This is a genomic window from Yoonia sp. SS1-5, from assembly GCF_038443705.2.
In the GTDB taxonomy this organism is placed as follows: domain Bacteria; phylum Pseudomonadota; class Alphaproteobacteria; order Rhodobacterales; family Rhodobacteraceae; genus Yoonia; species Yoonia rhodophyticola.
Genome location: NZ_CP151767.2, coordinates 2,171,405 through 2,185,940 on the forward strand (window position 1 = coordinate 2,171,405; position 14,536 = coordinate 2,185,940).

A 14,536-nucleotide genomic window follows, 5' to 3' on the forward strand; every position below is an offset into this window, starting at 1 on the left:
ATTGTCATGCTATAACTTGTGGCATGATCACAGCTGACCCCCAGATAAAGCCTCGCCCCCTCATCCGGCAACTGGATGAGGCTGCCATAAACCGGATCGCCGCGGGCGAGGTATTGGAACGCCCGGCCTCTGCCGTCAAAGAGCTGGTCGAGAATGCCATTGATGCCGGCGCCACCCGGATCGAGGTTGTGATCGCCGATGGGGGCAAGACGCTGATCCGGGTCACTGATGATGGTTGCGGCATTTCGGCAGAGGATCTGCCATTGGCGCTATCCCGACATGCGACGTCGAAAATTGATGGCTCTGACCTGCTGAATATCAATTCCTTCGGGTTCCGGGGCGAGGCATTGCCATCGCTAGGGGCCGTTGGGCGGTTGCGCATCACCAGCCGGGTCAGTGGGGCGGATGCGGCCTGCATCAATGTTGCTGGCGGACAGGTCAGCGCGGTCAAGCCTGCGGCACTGACAACCGGCACCGTGGTTGAATTGCGCGATATCTTCTATGCCACACCCGCCCGTTTGAAATTCCTGCGCACGGATCGGGCCGAGGCACAGGCAATCGGCGACGTGGTCAAGCGCCTTGCCATGGCCGAGCCATTTATCAGCTTTATCTTGCGCGATGCGACAGGGGGTGACAGCCGAGTAGTCTTTCGGACCGACGCCGAAACAGGGGATTTGTTTGACGCGCTGCACGGTCGCCTTCGGCGGGTTCTGGGCAAGGATTTCGCGGAAAACGCGCTTGCCATTGATATGGAACGCGATGGATTTCACCTGACAGGATATGCAGCACTGCCCACATATTCGCGCGGCGCTGCCATCGCCCAGTTTCTATTCGTCAATGGCCGACCGGTCAGGGACAAGATGCTGCTGGGGGCCTTGCGGGCGGCTTATATGGATGTTCTGTCGCGGGACCGGCATCCGGTGGCCGCACTCTTCGTCACCTGCGATCCCACACTTGTTGATGTCAACGTACACCCGGCCAAGGCCGAGGTTCGGTTTAGGGAACCCGGGGTTGTTCGGGGTCTGATCGTGTCCGGCCTGCGCCATGCGCTGGCGGATGCCGGGCATCGGGCCTCAACAACTGTGGCCACAGCGACCCTGGGCGCAATGACGCCAGAGACTACGACACCGCGCAACTATCAGATGGAGCGGCCCAGCTTCAGCGCAATGTCAATGACGTTCCAGGCACAGGCCCCCGGTTTCGCCGAGGTCCCATCAGCCAGAATAGAGCCAGAGGCACCCGCCCCAACCAATCATCTGCCGCTTGGGGCCGCCCGCGCGCAGGTGCATGAGAACTATATCATCGCACAGACCGAAACCGGGATCGTGATTGTCGATCAGCACGCCGCACATGAACGGCTGGTCTATGAAAAGCTGAAACAGCAAATGACCGAAAACGGCGTTGCGGCCCAGGCGTTGCTGATCCCCGAAATCGTCGAACTATCGGCCACTGAAATTGCTCAACTGATGGAGATTGCAGACGACCTTGGGCGCTTGGGACTGACGCTGGAACCTTTTGGCGGAACAGCCATCGCTGTCCGCGAGACCCCCGCCATTCTGGGCGAGGTGAATGCCGCAAATATGTTGCGCGATATTCTGGACGAATTGGCCGATCAGGGGCACAGCGCCAGCCTGCAATCCAAGATCGAGGCGATCCTCAGCCGCGTGTCCTGCCATGGGTCCATTCGGTCAGGCCGCCGGATGCAGGGGGACGAGATGAATGCACTTTTGCGCGAGATGGAGGCGACGCCGCTATCGGGCCAGTGCAACCATGGCCGCCCAACCTATGTCGAACTCAAGCTGGCTGATATCGAGCGGCTGTTTGGCCGCACATGATCCAGATTGGCGAACAAAGCTTTGCGCTTGATGATCCCATGGTGATCGCGGCGTTGATCGGGGCAGTTTGCGTGCTGTTGATCTTGGTGCTGCTGATCATGACGGTCCGCCGTGCGGGCCGGTCTACAGATGCCGTGCAATATGTTGCCGGGCAGGTCGGACGCCTTGCACAGGATGTTCAGGCCCTTGGACAAGGACAACACCAGCTTGCCGGCAACATCCAGACCGTCAGCGACGCGCAAGCCAACGCGCAAATCCATGTGGTGCAGACGATGGAAACGCGACTGGCAGCAGTACAGGCGCAAATGGCGGAAAAACTGGCTGATAATGCGCTGCGGTCCGCCCGGTCACTGTCCGAGATGCAGGAACGGATGAAGGATACGCTGACTGGCTCCTCTGAAAAGACCACCAAAAGCCTGACTGCGTTGCAGGAACGCCTGGCCACGATCGACAAGGCGCAAACCAATATCGAAAAGCTGTCGGGTGATGTGCTGTCGCTGCAGGATATCTTGTCGAACAAGCAAACGCGGGGCGCATTTGGGGAAATCCAGTTGCAGGATATCGTGTCCAAGGCACTGCCGGCAGACAGCTTTACCTGGCAGGCAACGCTGTCGAACAACAAGCGGGCTGATTGCCTCATCCATTTGCCAAACCCGCCCGGACCCATTGTGATTGACGCCAAATTCCCGCTTGAGGCCTACGAGGCGCTTGTCACTGCAGACAGCAAAGCCGACAAGGACCGGGCCGCCACAGCGCTGGGTCAGGCTGTCCGCACCCATATCAAGAAGATTTCCGAAAGCTACCTGATCGAAGGTGAAACGGCGGATGGGGCATTGATGTTCCTACCGTCCGAGGCTGTCTATGCAGAACTACACAGCCGCCTGGCGCACATCGTCAGGGAAGGGTTTGCGGCCCGTGTCTGGATCGTGTCGCCCACCACCTGCATGGCCACGCTCAACACAATGCGGGCGATCCTGAAAGATGCCCGCATGCGTGAACAGACCGGCGCCATCCGCAAGGAACTGGCCCTGCTGGGCGGTGATGTGGACCGGTTGGTGACGCGGGTCGGCAATCTTGACCGGCATTTTGGACAGGCCGCCAAGGATATCGAGGATATCAAGATATCAGCTGAAAAGGCAGGCAAACGGGCGCATCGTCTTGATCAGTTCGACTTTGAAGAACTCGCCGCGGACGAGCCTGCCAAGGTGGTCCCACTGTCACAGCCCCGCAATTCGCAAAGCTAATCTGGCCCGGGTTATTGCGCCCCCCCCGGGGTGAGCCAAAGAAAAGGCCCCGACGCATGCGCCGGGGCCTTTGAATGCATTTCGGAAGGTTGCGATTACTCGGCAGCTTCTTCCTTGGCGATTTCCTTGCCGGTCTCCTGATCAACCATTTTCATGGCCAAACGGACCTTGCCGCGATCGTCAAAGCCCAGCAGTTTGACCCAGACTTCCTGACCTTCTTTGAGGACATCGGAAGGATGGTTCAGGCGGCGGTTTTCAATTTGGGACACGTGGACCAACCCGTCGCGCTTGCCAAAGAAGTTCACGAATGCCCCAAAGTCGACCAGCTTCACAACTGTGCCTTTGTAGATCACGCCTTCTTCGGGCTCGGCCACGATGGAATGGATCATGTCATAGGCTTTCTTGATCGCTTCGGCATCGTTAGAGGCCAGTTTGATCACGCCGTCATCATTGATGTCGACCTTGGCACCTGATGTTTCCACGATTTCGCGGATGACCTTACCACCGGACCCAATGACTTCCCGGATCTTGTCGGTCGGGATTTGCATCGTTTCGATCTTGGGCGCGTGGACACTGAATTCCTGTGCGCCAGTCAGGGCTTTGCCCATCTCGCCGAGGATATGCAGACGGCCAGCCTTGGCCTGATCCAATGCTTTGGACATGATCTCGGGCGTGATGCCTGCGATCTTGATGTCCATCTGCAAGGACGTAATACCATTTTCGGTACCCGCGACTTTGAAATCCATGTCGCCAAGGTGATCCTCATCACCCAGAATGTCAGACAGGATCGCGTAGTCGCCATCATCTTCCATCACAAGACCCATGGCCACACCAGCAACCGGGGCTTTCAACGGCACACCGGCATCCATCATGGACAAGGACCCACCGCAGACAGACGCCATTGAAGACGAGCCGTTTGATTCAGTGATCTCGGACACAACGCGGATGGTGTAGGGGAAGTCCGTTGCTGCTGGCAAAACCGCTTGCAGCGCACGCCAGGCCAATTTACCGTGACCAATCTCACGACGGCCAGGGCCGGATACACGACCAACTTCACCCACAGAATATGGCGGGAAGTTATAATGCAGCATGAAGTTTGACTTATACATGCCGGTCAGCGCGTCGATCATCTGCTCATCGTCGCCGGTGCCCAATGTGGTCACAACCAGACCTTGGGTTTCACCGCGTGTGAACAGGGCGGAACCGTGGGTTCGTGGCAAGATGCCAGTCTCAGAGACGATAGGGCGAATAGTGTCGAGCGCACGCCCGTCAATCCGCTTGCCGTTCTTAACCACATCGCCGCGCAGCACTGCTGATTCCAGCTTTTTCAAAGCGGCACCAAGGTTGCCGTCTTCCTGCTGTTCTTCGGTCAGGGCCTCAACAATGGCGGCCTTGGCGTCAGCGACTGCGGCAGTACGTTCCTGCTTGTCGGTGATCGCGTAAGCTGCACGCATTTTGTCCTCGCCGGCGGCTTTCACAGCGGCTGACAGCTCGGAATAATCAACAGGCTGGAAGTCAAATGGCTCTTTCGCGCATTCCTCGGCCAGATCAATGATCAGGTCGATGACCGGCTGAATGGCATCATGGGCGAATGTCACCGCGCCGAGCATTTCTTCCTCGGTCAGCTCATAAGCTTCTGATTCCACCATCATCACGGCGTCTTTGGTGCCGGCGACAACAAGGTCCAAACGCTGCTCTGGGTTCAGGCGCAGGTTATGCATGTCGTCGATTTCCGGGTTCAGCACATAGTCGCCATCGACAAAGCCGACGCGGCAGGCCGCAATCGGACCCATGAATGGGGCGCCAGAAATGGTCAGAGCTGCAGACGCCGCGATCATCGCGACCATATCAGGATCGTTGACCAGATCGTGGGACAGAACCGTACACATCACCAGCACTTCATTTTTGAAGCCGGGGACGAACAGGGGGCGGATCGGACGGTCAATCAGGCGCGCCGTTAGCGTCTCTTTTTCAGTTGGACGCGCTTCGCGCTTGAAAAAGCCGCCTGGGACTTTCCCGGCAGCATAGTATTTCTCTTGGTAGTGGACGGTCAGCGGAAAGAAGTCCTGACCGGGTTTCTGGGCGCGTGCGAATGTCACGTTGGCCATGACGCTGGTTTCGCCCAGCGTTGCGATGACAGAGCCATCGGCTTGGCGGGCAACCTTGCCCGTTTCCAGTGTGAGCGTTTCTTCGCCCCACTGCATCGATTTTTTCACTTCGTTGAACATCTATGTTTTCCTAGTTGGCCGTGCTGGCCTTTTGCGTAGGGGGCGTATTCCCCCTCATTCCGGTATCTTCTTTGTCAGGCGCTGGAATGCGGGCGCCGGCTTCTCAAGATTTGCGGGCAATATCTTAGATTTGTGGTTTTGGAAAGAGGCCAGCGCGGGTCATCTTTTGGTCGTGGCACCCGTCAAACTGCGAACGAGAACGCCTGGTCTTCACGATGTTGCGTGGCGTGCCGTAGGACGACGTCCCAATCCATGTTCGGGGCAGCCATCGTTCCGACAAATAGAATGGTTGCTGCGCCGATCTCGTGCGCAGAACATGATCAGGGAAATCCACAAAAGTCTGTCAAAGTGACAGATCCGCAACCGACCAGCAGACATTACGCGGCAAAGTCAGAAGCGATTTGCGAATATATGCTGCAGATCAGCTATCAAGAAGATCTTATCGCGTGTGCGCTGGCATCCTTCGATCTACGTGATGTCAGGACCCAGGTGAGAGGACTGGTTCAGCCACCACGCAATGGCAGCGCGACTTATCCACTTGCAACCGTTGCGGGTTGAAATTCATGCGGGTGCTGGCAGTGCCGCGTCCGTCGCAGCACAACGCAGCCTCTACAAACGCCAATCTTGATCTTATACGGCGGTCTTGAACGGCGCCGCGTGTAAGTCGAGACTGTCGTGATCCCCAAACCGGGCCAGATCATGCCCTATTTCGATGTCGAATTCATCGATCTGTTCGGTCATCCGGGTCACATTCTGGGTCAGCAGGCGATTGGCCGCAGTAACATCTTCCACCATGCCCGCGTTTTGCTGCGTGACGGCGTCAAGCTGGCTCACGCTGGTATTCACCTCTGACAGCGCCGTCGACTGCTCGGAAGAGCTGGCCGCAATGCCACTGACACTGTCGGTAATCGTGCCAACGCTTGCGATGATCTTTTTCAGCTCTTCGCCCGCGCCATTCACAAGCGCGACGCCGCCTGCGACATGTGCCGCACTTTGCGATATCAGATTCTTGATTTCGCCTGCCGCCTCTTGCGACCTATGCGCCAATCCGCGCACCTCTGATGCAACAACAGCAAACCCGCGTCCTGCATCACCGGCGCGCGCCGCCTCAACCCCGGCATTCAAAGCAAGCAGATTTGTCTGGAAGGAAATATCGTCGATAACGGAAATGATCTTTGATATCTCTGCAGATGATTTTTCGATCTGATCCATCGCCTTGATGGATTTACCGACAACTTCTTCGCTACTTTCTGCAGATACCTTTGTTTCGGCGGCCATGCGCTCTGCCTGCGCCGCACCCTCGGCAGAGGATTTCACCGTGACGGTCAATTCCTCAAGTGCAGCGGCTGTTTCTTCCAGCGTCGCGGCCTGCCCCGCTGTCCGGCTGGACAATTCATCAGAGGATTGGCTGACCTGCGCAATAATTTTTGTAACGTCTGATGACACGGCGGCCATCGTCCGGATCGTCCCACTGAGCCTGTCCGCCGCCCCATTGAACGACCGGTTGATGGCATCAATATCGGGGATACCACAATCCGCAAGCCGATGGTTCAGTTTACCGTCGCGCAGCGCATCAAGCCCGCTGCCGACCCGTTCAACCGCCTCTCGGCGGTCGGTGATATCAACCGCAAGTTTAAGGACACGCAGCACCTTGCCATCGGCATCCAGAATTGGGCCGTAAGACCCCTGAATCCAGATCACATCACCATTTTTCTTGATGCGCGGATACTGATCGGTAAAGAACTCCCCCGCGCTTAGTCTGTGCCAGAAATCCTTGTACGCCTCGGTATCAACCGTATCGGCGCCTACAAACATCGCGTGATGACGACCCGCGATCTCATCCAGCGAATATCCGAACGCATCCAGAAAATTGTCATTTGCGGTAATGATTGTGCCATCCGTCTCGAATTGGATGACGGCCTGCGTCCGATACAACATCTCCTCCAACGGAGATCGGGCATTTGGGTCGTTATGTCGGCTGGATTTCTTTCCCGAAAAAAACATGCTTTCTGCGCCCGCTATTGTGCTTCCAACGCGGTTCTAGGCCAAGTTCCTTGATATTCTATTGATACCCACCGCCGCGATCGCCTGGCACATGTTCAAAAAAAACACCCATGCCGCATGGCATGAGTGTTTTCGATGCACACCGTCACAATGGCGGCGCGTATGTCGTTATGTGAGTTAGCGGCGCAATCCAAGGCGTTTGATCAGGTCCTGATAACGGGCCTCATCCTTGGCGCGGGTGTAGTCCAGCAGTTTGCGGCGCTGTGCCACCATCTTCAACAGACCACGGCGACCGTGGTTGTCTTTCTTATGGGTCTTGAAATGCTCTGTCAGCGTCGCGATGCGCGAGGACAGGATTGCAACCTGTACTTCGGGGGAGCCGGTATCACCATCCTTGGTGCCGTATTCCTTGATCACGCGTGCTTTTTCTTCAGCAGTAATCGACATCGGGGTCTCCTTCGTGGTTTGTGTGGATGGCGCAGGCCGGGATGTCGTCCAGCAAGGCCCATGGAGGGTCTGGCAGATCAGATTCTCTGCGCAGTGGGCTGCGTTTAATAGCGACCGCCAAAAAAGAAAAGCCTTATGATGCGTTCAGGCTGATTTTCGTAAGATCAAGTTCCGTGAGATTGGCAAATGTGGCGACAGGCTCACCATCTGCCAACAGCACCAGACCTGCATCGGACAATGCGGTTGTGAGGCTGGGTGGTCTGTCCCCCTCATAGTCGACTTCGATACTGTCCTGTTGCGGGTCAAAATCCGCAACCATCGCATCTGCACCAGCGAGAAAGTCGAAATGATCCGCGCCACTGCCCCCATGATAGTGATCGCCGATGCCACCAATCAGAATGTCATCGCCTGCCGCGCCATTCAGAAAATCAACATCATCGTCGCCACGGTCAATGATCGTATCGTTTCCGGATCCGGCATGAATGGTATCGGCACCAGCCCCACCAATCAGCATATCGTCCCCGCGGGACCCCAACAACGCGTCATCACCATTGCCACCAATGATCAGATCATCGCCCTCGCCGCCATTCAGCAAGTCGTCGCCCGCCCCGCCAATCAGCTGGTCGTCACCGACATGACCGTTCAGTATATCATTCCCGTCACCACCATTGAGCAGATCGTCGCCGCGCCCGCCTTGCAGCGTGTCGTCGCCAGCACCCGTTGAAATATCATCATCACCATCTTCGCCATGAACATAATCATCGCCAGCGCCGGTCCGTATGATGTCATCGCCCTCACCGGAAAAGATGACCTCATCACCTTCGGCGCTGTCCAACAACTCGTCCAGCGGCACGACCTCGGTATCAGGCTCCTGCGGTGCGTCATCCTTTGCGTCCGACGATATCTTTTCATCCGCCTCGGCATCATCTGCCGTGAACATGATCGCGGAAAGGGCAACACCCATCAGTCCAAAAATCGCAAGCATTCTACAACACCACAGTTAAACGCATGGCCCCAACCGGCACCGGGGCGGAGTATACCACGCACTGTCTAAAGAAACCGTGTCTAACTCGGGGTTTGGTTAATGTGCCAGAGAATGGGCTGCTGTGCGTAGGTGACATAAAGCGGATGTCTGGGATGCCCGGCCTTGGTCAGCCCAAGAACATGAACAGGGCGGCCCAGCGCCCGCAAAAGACCGGCGACGGCAGGACCGCGACCCATATGGGCGCCATGTGTGCCCCAGGCCGCCAGGATCATATCCGCACCAGCAACCGCATCGCGAATGGATTGGTCATTTTCCGGCCCGACAGGGTCGGCAGCGCGGCGCATTTGTCGGGGGTCCGTCTCACGCCAGGCAAAAATATTCACGGCCTGAAATGCACCAAAACCCAATTGGGTGGCACGCCGCTGGCAGCGCTCGATTGTGGGGTCGTTGTCAATCTCGGTCGCGCGGGACGGGTTCAGCATGATATAAAGCAACTGCTGGCCTGCTGGGTCCCAGCGGCGGGTCAACGCATAGCGATACCGTTGGCAATCAGAATAGGTCGCGACGGATGAGGTGGTACCATCATGGTGTGTGCGGGTGATCATATCGGCGCCACGGCGTAGGATGGATCAAGATCCATCCTAGGTTACGAAAACACGGGTTGGTTGCATCTCACCGCCACGATAGGTGCCAACCGCAACGGCACGGCCGTCGTAAGAGGCCCAGACCTCGTCACCAAATTCCACCCCTGCCGCCACAACCGGGGCGGGGTTTCCGTTGCGCAGCTTTGCAACGCTTTCCGCCAGACACCGGACTTCGGGCAGATCGGCAAGGCCGACCTCCAAAGGTTGCAGATAGGCATCAAGGGCGGGATCTTTGGCCTGCTGTTCAACCGTGGCAAGGTCGATGCCCTCCGAGGCAACAAAGGGGCCGGACCATATTCGGCGCAATGTCACAACATGGCCGCAACAGCCCAGTGCGGCACCCAGATCGCGGGCGATTGAGCGCACATACCCGCCCTTGCCACAGGTCATTTCAAGAACAACATGATCGGGATCCGGACGATCAACCAATAGCAGTTCTTCCACCCAGAGCGGGCGGGCGGCAAGCGCCATGTCCTCACCCTCGCGGGCCTTTTTATAGGCGCGTTCACCATCGACCTTCACCGCCGAAAACTGTGGGGGAACCTGCATGATATCGCCCACGAAACCGGCAAGGGCGGCCTTGATCGCCGCGTCATCCGGGCGCAGATCGCTGGTGGCGATAACAGTGCCTTCCGCGTCATCGGTATTGGTGGCCTGCCCCAGACGAACGGTAAAGACATAGGCTTTCAAGGCGTCGGTGATATAGGGGACAGTCTTGGTGGCCTCGCCCAGCGCAACAGCCAACACCCCGGTCGCCTCGGGATCCAGCGTGCCCGCATGACCGGCCTTTTTGGCATCAAAGGCCCATTTGATCTTGTTGACGACGGCAGTCGACGTCATCCCCGCTGGTTTATCCACAACCAACCAGCCAGAAATATCGCGACCTTTGCGCTTGCGTGCCATTGACGTGCCTCTCTGCAAAACCTCGGGGTTGCTAGTCCCCGGCACGCGGCGGGTCAAGCACCACAATCAGGTGACCGACATCGCATGAGCGGCCTTAGGGTCAGGACCCTTCAATTCCACGCCGCCAGCGCTGACTTCACGAAATATCAGCGGTTTGGGACGCGCAGACCATAGTTGTTCTACGGACAAGCGGCCCACGCCGCTGAGATGAAGTGAAATCCGCGCCCAAGGGGTTTGACTGATTTCGGCCGTGATCAGCGTTACATCCCCTTGAAATAGAACCACTATTGCGGCGGGGCTGCGCCTCGTCACGACCAAAATCAGTCAAACTGGCGACGTGGAATTGAAGGGTCCTGACCCTCAGGGCATCCCATGCCAGACAAGTTCCAACCGGATGCCGCCGGGTTCGGTAAAGATCATGTGCTTGCGCGGGCCCTTGCCCATGAATTCAGGCATGAACGCGACGATAACCCCCGGTGTCCGGGAAATCCTGTCGGCCAGATCCATCAGGACCTGTTCTGTGGGGACACTCATCGCCAGATGATGCAATCCGATATGGGCGCGCCTGTCGAAATCGGCAGCGCCCGGATCGGTCTGCCACAGTGTCAGCCGCAATGCGCCATCAGTCACCGTCGTGCGGGGATAGCCCGGATCGCGGGCGGTCTCTGTCCAGCCAAGCACGTCCACAAAGAACCCGGTTGTCTCGTCAAGATCACGTACAGCCAGACCAAGATGGTTCAAGCCTTCTGTTTCAGCCATGCTGCACCCCCCGCCAGAAGATAACCTTGTCATCGCCGGGCGCCCAAAAGTCACGAATGCAGCCCTGTTGTTCAAAACCTTGCGCCAGATAGAATGCGCGGGGGCCCTCAAACGCAGCGGCACCGGACGTCTCGGCGATCAGAACACGCTGTCCCTTGCCCTGCAGGTCGCCCAGAAGTGCGGTCGTCAACGCGCCGCCGCACCCCGTCCCTTGCTGATCTGGGGCAACGGCGATCGCCAGCATGTTCCAGCTGCCGTCGGCAAATTGCGCAGGCACGGCATAGCAAAAGCCCACCGGCGTTTCATCAACAAACGCGGTCAGCCACAGATCGAGGCTGTCAGGGTCGGACAGAAACGGCGCGATCATATCTGCCAGCATCTCGGCGGGAAACAGGGCGGTCTGGTCAAGAACCGCGCACAGATCGGGAAGATCAGCAGCTTGTGTCGGGCGAACGGACATGTGCCTCATGTGCTCTCCAGAACTTCGAGGAATGCTTCACCAAACCGTTCGGCATATTTGTCGCCAAGAAGGCGGCTGAGGTGATCTATATCGGTCGCCGGAAGCCTGGCCACTTTCGCGATCAGCGAGGCCGAGCAACTCATGGGTTTGTCCGCACCATGTGGTCCACGGCTGAGCCGGGCCTGCGCCTCAAGCAGCTTGTCGTAGATCTGCGCCTCATTGCGGCCAGCCAACTTGCGGCGGGCCGGGTGAATGTCGTCAACAGCGCCTGCAATCACCTCGAGAAAGGCGCGTCCGTAGCTTTCAAGCTTTTTCGCACCCACACCGCCGATATTCGCCATCTCATCCAGATTGGCAGGGCGTTTCTCGGCCATCTCGATCAGGGTGCGATCGTTGAAAATAATATAGGCTGGCGCATTTGCCTGCTCTGCCAGATAGCGGCGCTTGGCCTTGAGGGCGGACAAGAGCGGCGCATCCTCTTCACTGACCAGCATGCGCACCTGCGGGCCGGATTTTGCGGCGCGGATCGTATCACGACGCAGGCTGATCGTGGCCTCACCGCGCAGGATCGGACGGGCCGCCGGGGTCATCCGCAAGGCGCCGTGCCGTTCGCGATCCGGACGGACAAGATCATGACCCATCATCTGCCGGAAAATCGCCTGCCACTGGCGTTTGTCATAATCCGTGCCAACACCAAAGGTGGGCAGCGCGTCATGCCCGCGCTGCTGGATCTTGTCGGTCATATTGCCCAGCAGAATATCAATCAGGTGACCTGCGCCAAACCACTCCTCTGTCCGCAGGGCTGCCGATAGGGCCATGCGGACCGGGGTTGTGCCGTCAAACACCTCGGCCGGCTTGTCACAAAGATCGCATTTGCCGCAGGGGCCGGGCGTCTCGCCAAAATATTCCAACAGGTTCTGCCGGCGGCAATGCAACGCCTCTGCCAGACCCAACAATGCGTTCAGGCGGCCATGATCAGCAGCCCGACGCTCTGCAGGGGCAAGCCCCTCGTCGATTTGCTGGCGGCGATAGCGAATGTCATCCGGGCCAAACAGGGTCAGGGTTTCGGCAGGTGCGCCATCGCGACCAGCGCGACCAATCTCTTGATAATAGGCCTCGATTGATTTGGGCAGGTCCGCATGGGCCACCCAGCGAATGTCGGGCTTGTCGATCCCCATCCCGAACGCAATCGTCGCACAAACGATCAGCCCGTCCTCTTGCTGAAAACGGCGTTCGACATCGCGCCTGTCCTCGGCGTCCATCCCGCCGTGATAGTGGCAGGCCGAATGCCCGGCCTCACCCAAAGCGCGGGCGAGCGTTTCGGTCTTCGCACGCGTGCCGCAATAGACAATGCCGGACTGTCCCTTGCGGGCCGCCGCAAAGTTCAGGATCTGATTGCGCGGGCCATCCTTGACCGCAAAGGCCAGATGAATGTTGGGCCGGTCGAAACCCTGCAGAAAAGTGGCCGGGGACTGGCCCGCAAATAGCTTTTGGACAATCTCGGCGCGGGTTTCGGCGTCAGCCGTGGCGGTAAAGGCCGCAAGCGGCACATCAAGGGCTTCGCAAAGCTCGCCGATGCGCAGGTAGTCGGGGCGAAAATCATGGCCCCACTGGCTGACGCAATGGGCCTCATCCACAGCAATCAGGCTGATATTGGCGCGATGCAGCATCTGGATCGTGCCGCCGGATGCCAAACGCTCTGGCGCCATATAAAGCAGCTTCAACGTCCCATCGTCGAGGGCCGCCCAGACGGCATCGGTTTCTTCTTCGGTATTGCCAGAGGTTAGCGCGCCTGCGGCGACGCCTGCCTCGCGCAGACCGCGGACCTGATCGCGCATCAACGCAATCAGCGGCGAAATTACAACGGTTACACCGCTGCGCAACAGTGCCGGAAGCTGGAAACACAGCGACTTGCCACCGCCCGTGGGCATGATCGCCAGCGTGTTCTGGCCGCCGGCAACCGCCTCGACAATTTCCTGCTGGCCGGGTCGGAAACTGTCAAAGCCAAAAACGTCACTCAACAGCGTGGCAGCGCGCATGGGTGGGACCTGTCATTATGATTATTCTGCTCTTGAGGGTCACAATCCCACGCTAAGAATCAGTAAACAAGTCCAAGCAGCCCCGCGCACGAAAAAAGGGCCGGTCCCTTATATGGGTCCGGCCCTTGAGCGGGAGGGAGGTTGGGTGGTTTAGTTAACGATGAATTCTTTCTGTGCGGCGACCTGTCCGTCGACCTTGAGAACAGCAATGACGTCGCGCTTGGCGGGCAGCACAGTGTTGACGCGGACGTCTGTGTTGGCGCCTGCATTCACCATTTCAGCGCCCAGCAATGCGCCCTGCTCACCAGTGTGGAAGTCGTAGATTTCAACAACACCGTTGTTGTCTGCGGTCACCAGACCCAGCTCCAGCACGGTGCCGGCATCCAATGTGCGGCCCTTCTGGAAATAGCTGTCAGCAGCGCCAGCAGTAGCAGTCACAGCAACAGCAGCGGCGGCGAGTACGATTGATTTGATAGACATGAGAGAGTTCCTTTTGAGAGATTTTTAAGATGTGAGAGATATTGAGAGAGGGATTGGGGGCCCGGACCGGCCCTTTGGACCAGCCCGGACAGGGGGGATTAGTTCACGACGAAGTCTTTTGCCGCTTTTTCCTGACCGTCGACACTGATCACGGCGATCACGTCACGCTTGGTCGGCAGGCCGGTTTTGACGCGGACATCTGTGTTGGCGCCAGCGCTCAGCTGCTCGGTGCCCAGCAGGGCGCCGCGCTCACCGCGGTGGTAGTCATAGATGGCGACCACGCCGTTACCTTCGGCTGTGATCAGGCCCAGATCCAGGGTGCTGCCTGCGTCCAGCGTGCGGCCCTTCTGGAAGTATGTGTCTGCAACACTTGCGCTTGCTGTGATGGAAGCGGCGGCTGCGGCGAGGATGAGTGTCTTGATTGTCATTGTCTTAGTCCTTTTTAAAGTTTGGTTTGTTGCGGTGCAGAGCGTGTCTGCTTGCGTTTCGATGAGGCTAAGATTGTCGC

At 58.1% G+C, this 14,536-nt stretch carries 13 protein-coding genes; 2 read left to right on the forward strand and 11 right to left on the reverse strand.

What is annotated here, in order from left to right; translation table 11 throughout:
* Nucleotides 1-23 precede the first annotated feature (23 nt).
* Entirely contained in the window at nucleotides 24-1,835 is a 1,812-nt protein-coding gene (gene mutL, locus AABB31_RS12330; protein ID WP_342077851.1) for a DNA mismatch repair endonuclease MutL, read from the forward strand.
* On the forward strand, nucleotides 1,832-3,079 hold the full coding sequence (locus AABB31_RS12335) for a DNA recombination protein RmuC (protein ID WP_342077850.1): 1,248 nt from the start codon (nucleotides 1,832-1,834) through the stop codon (nucleotides 3,077-3,079). Before mutL ends, AABB31_RS12335 begins: the two co-directional genes overlap by 4 nt.
* 95 nt (nucleotides 3,080-3,174) lie before the next feature.
* Here AABB31_RS12335 and pnp read toward each other — a convergent pair whose 3' ends face one another.
* From pnp to AABB31_RS12390, 11 genes are all read right to left on the reverse strand, one after another.
* Nucleotides 3,175-5,307 (reverse strand): polyribonucleotide nucleotidyltransferase, encoded by a 2,133-nt coding sequence (gene pnp, locus AABB31_RS12340; RefSeq protein ID WP_342077849.1) that lies wholly within the window; start codon nucleotides 5,305-5,307, stop codon nucleotides 3,175-3,177.
* A 630-nt stretch (nucleotides 5,308-5,937) separates the two neighbouring features.
* Nucleotides 5,938-7,245, reverse strand: a complete 1,308-nt coding sequence (locus tag AABB31_RS12345; RefSeq protein ID WP_373634800.1) for a methyl-accepting chemotaxis protein — start codon at nucleotides 7,243-7,245, stop codon at nucleotides 5,938-5,940.
* A 243-nt stretch (nucleotides 7,246-7,488) separates the two neighbouring features.
* Entirely contained in the window at nucleotides 7,489-7,758 is a 270-nt protein-coding gene (gene rpsO / locus AABB31_RS12350) for a 30S ribosomal protein S15 (RefSeq protein ID WP_342077846.1), read from the reverse strand.
* A 133-nt stretch (nucleotides 7,759-7,891) separates the two neighbouring features.
* On the reverse strand, nucleotides 7,892-8,743 hold the full coding sequence (locus tag AABB31_RS12355) for a calcium-binding protein (protein ID WP_342077845.1): 852 nt from the start codon (nucleotides 8,741-8,743) through the stop codon (nucleotides 7,892-7,894).
* An 80-nt stretch (nucleotides 8,744-8,823) separates the two neighbouring features.
* A complete protein-coding gene (locus tag AABB31_RS12360; protein ID WP_342077844.1) occupies nucleotides 8,824-9,348 on the reverse strand; it encodes a DUF1643 domain-containing protein in 525 nt (174 codons plus the stop codon).
* A 36-nt stretch (nucleotides 9,349-9,384) separates the two neighbouring features.
* Nucleotides 9,385-10,290 carry a tRNA pseudouridine(55) synthase TruB gene (gene truB / locus AABB31_RS12365; protein ID WP_342077843.1) on the reverse strand — a complete coding sequence of 302 codons (906 nt, stop codon included), beginning with the start codon at nucleotides 10,288-10,290 and terminating at the stop codon, nucleotides 9,385-9,387.
* A 360-nt stretch (nucleotides 10,291-10,650) separates the two neighbouring features.
* Nucleotides 10,651-11,049: a VOC family protein gene (locus AABB31_RS12370; protein ID WP_342077842.1), complete on the reverse strand. Its 399-nt coding sequence runs from the start codon at nucleotides 11,047-11,049 to the stop codon at nucleotides 10,651-10,653.
* Nucleotides 11,042-11,509 (reverse strand): GNAT family N-acetyltransferase, encoded by a 468-nt coding sequence (locus AABB31_RS12375; RefSeq protein ID WP_342077841.1) that lies wholly within the window; start codon nucleotides 11,507-11,509, stop codon nucleotides 11,042-11,044. The genes AABB31_RS12370 and AABB31_RS12375 overlap by 8 nt, the downstream gene beginning before the upstream one ends.
* Before the next feature lie 5 nt (nucleotides 11,510-11,514).
* A complete protein-coding gene (gene recQ / locus AABB31_RS12380; RefSeq protein ID WP_373634801.1) occupies nucleotides 11,515-13,548 on the reverse strand; it encodes a DNA helicase RecQ in 2,034 nt (677 codons plus the stop codon).
* A 150-nt stretch (nucleotides 13,549-13,698) separates the two neighbouring features.
* Nucleotides 13,699-14,028, reverse strand: a complete 330-nt coding sequence (locus AABB31_RS12385) for a hypothetical protein (protein ID WP_342076628.1) — start codon at nucleotides 14,026-14,028, stop codon at nucleotides 13,699-13,701.
* A 98-nt stretch (nucleotides 14,029-14,126) separates the two neighbouring features.
* A complete protein-coding gene (locus tag AABB31_RS12390; RefSeq protein ID WP_373634802.1) occupies nucleotides 14,127-14,456 on the reverse strand; it encodes a hypothetical protein in 330 nt (109 codons plus the stop codon).
* Nucleotides 14,457-14,536: the final 80 nt, after the last annotated feature.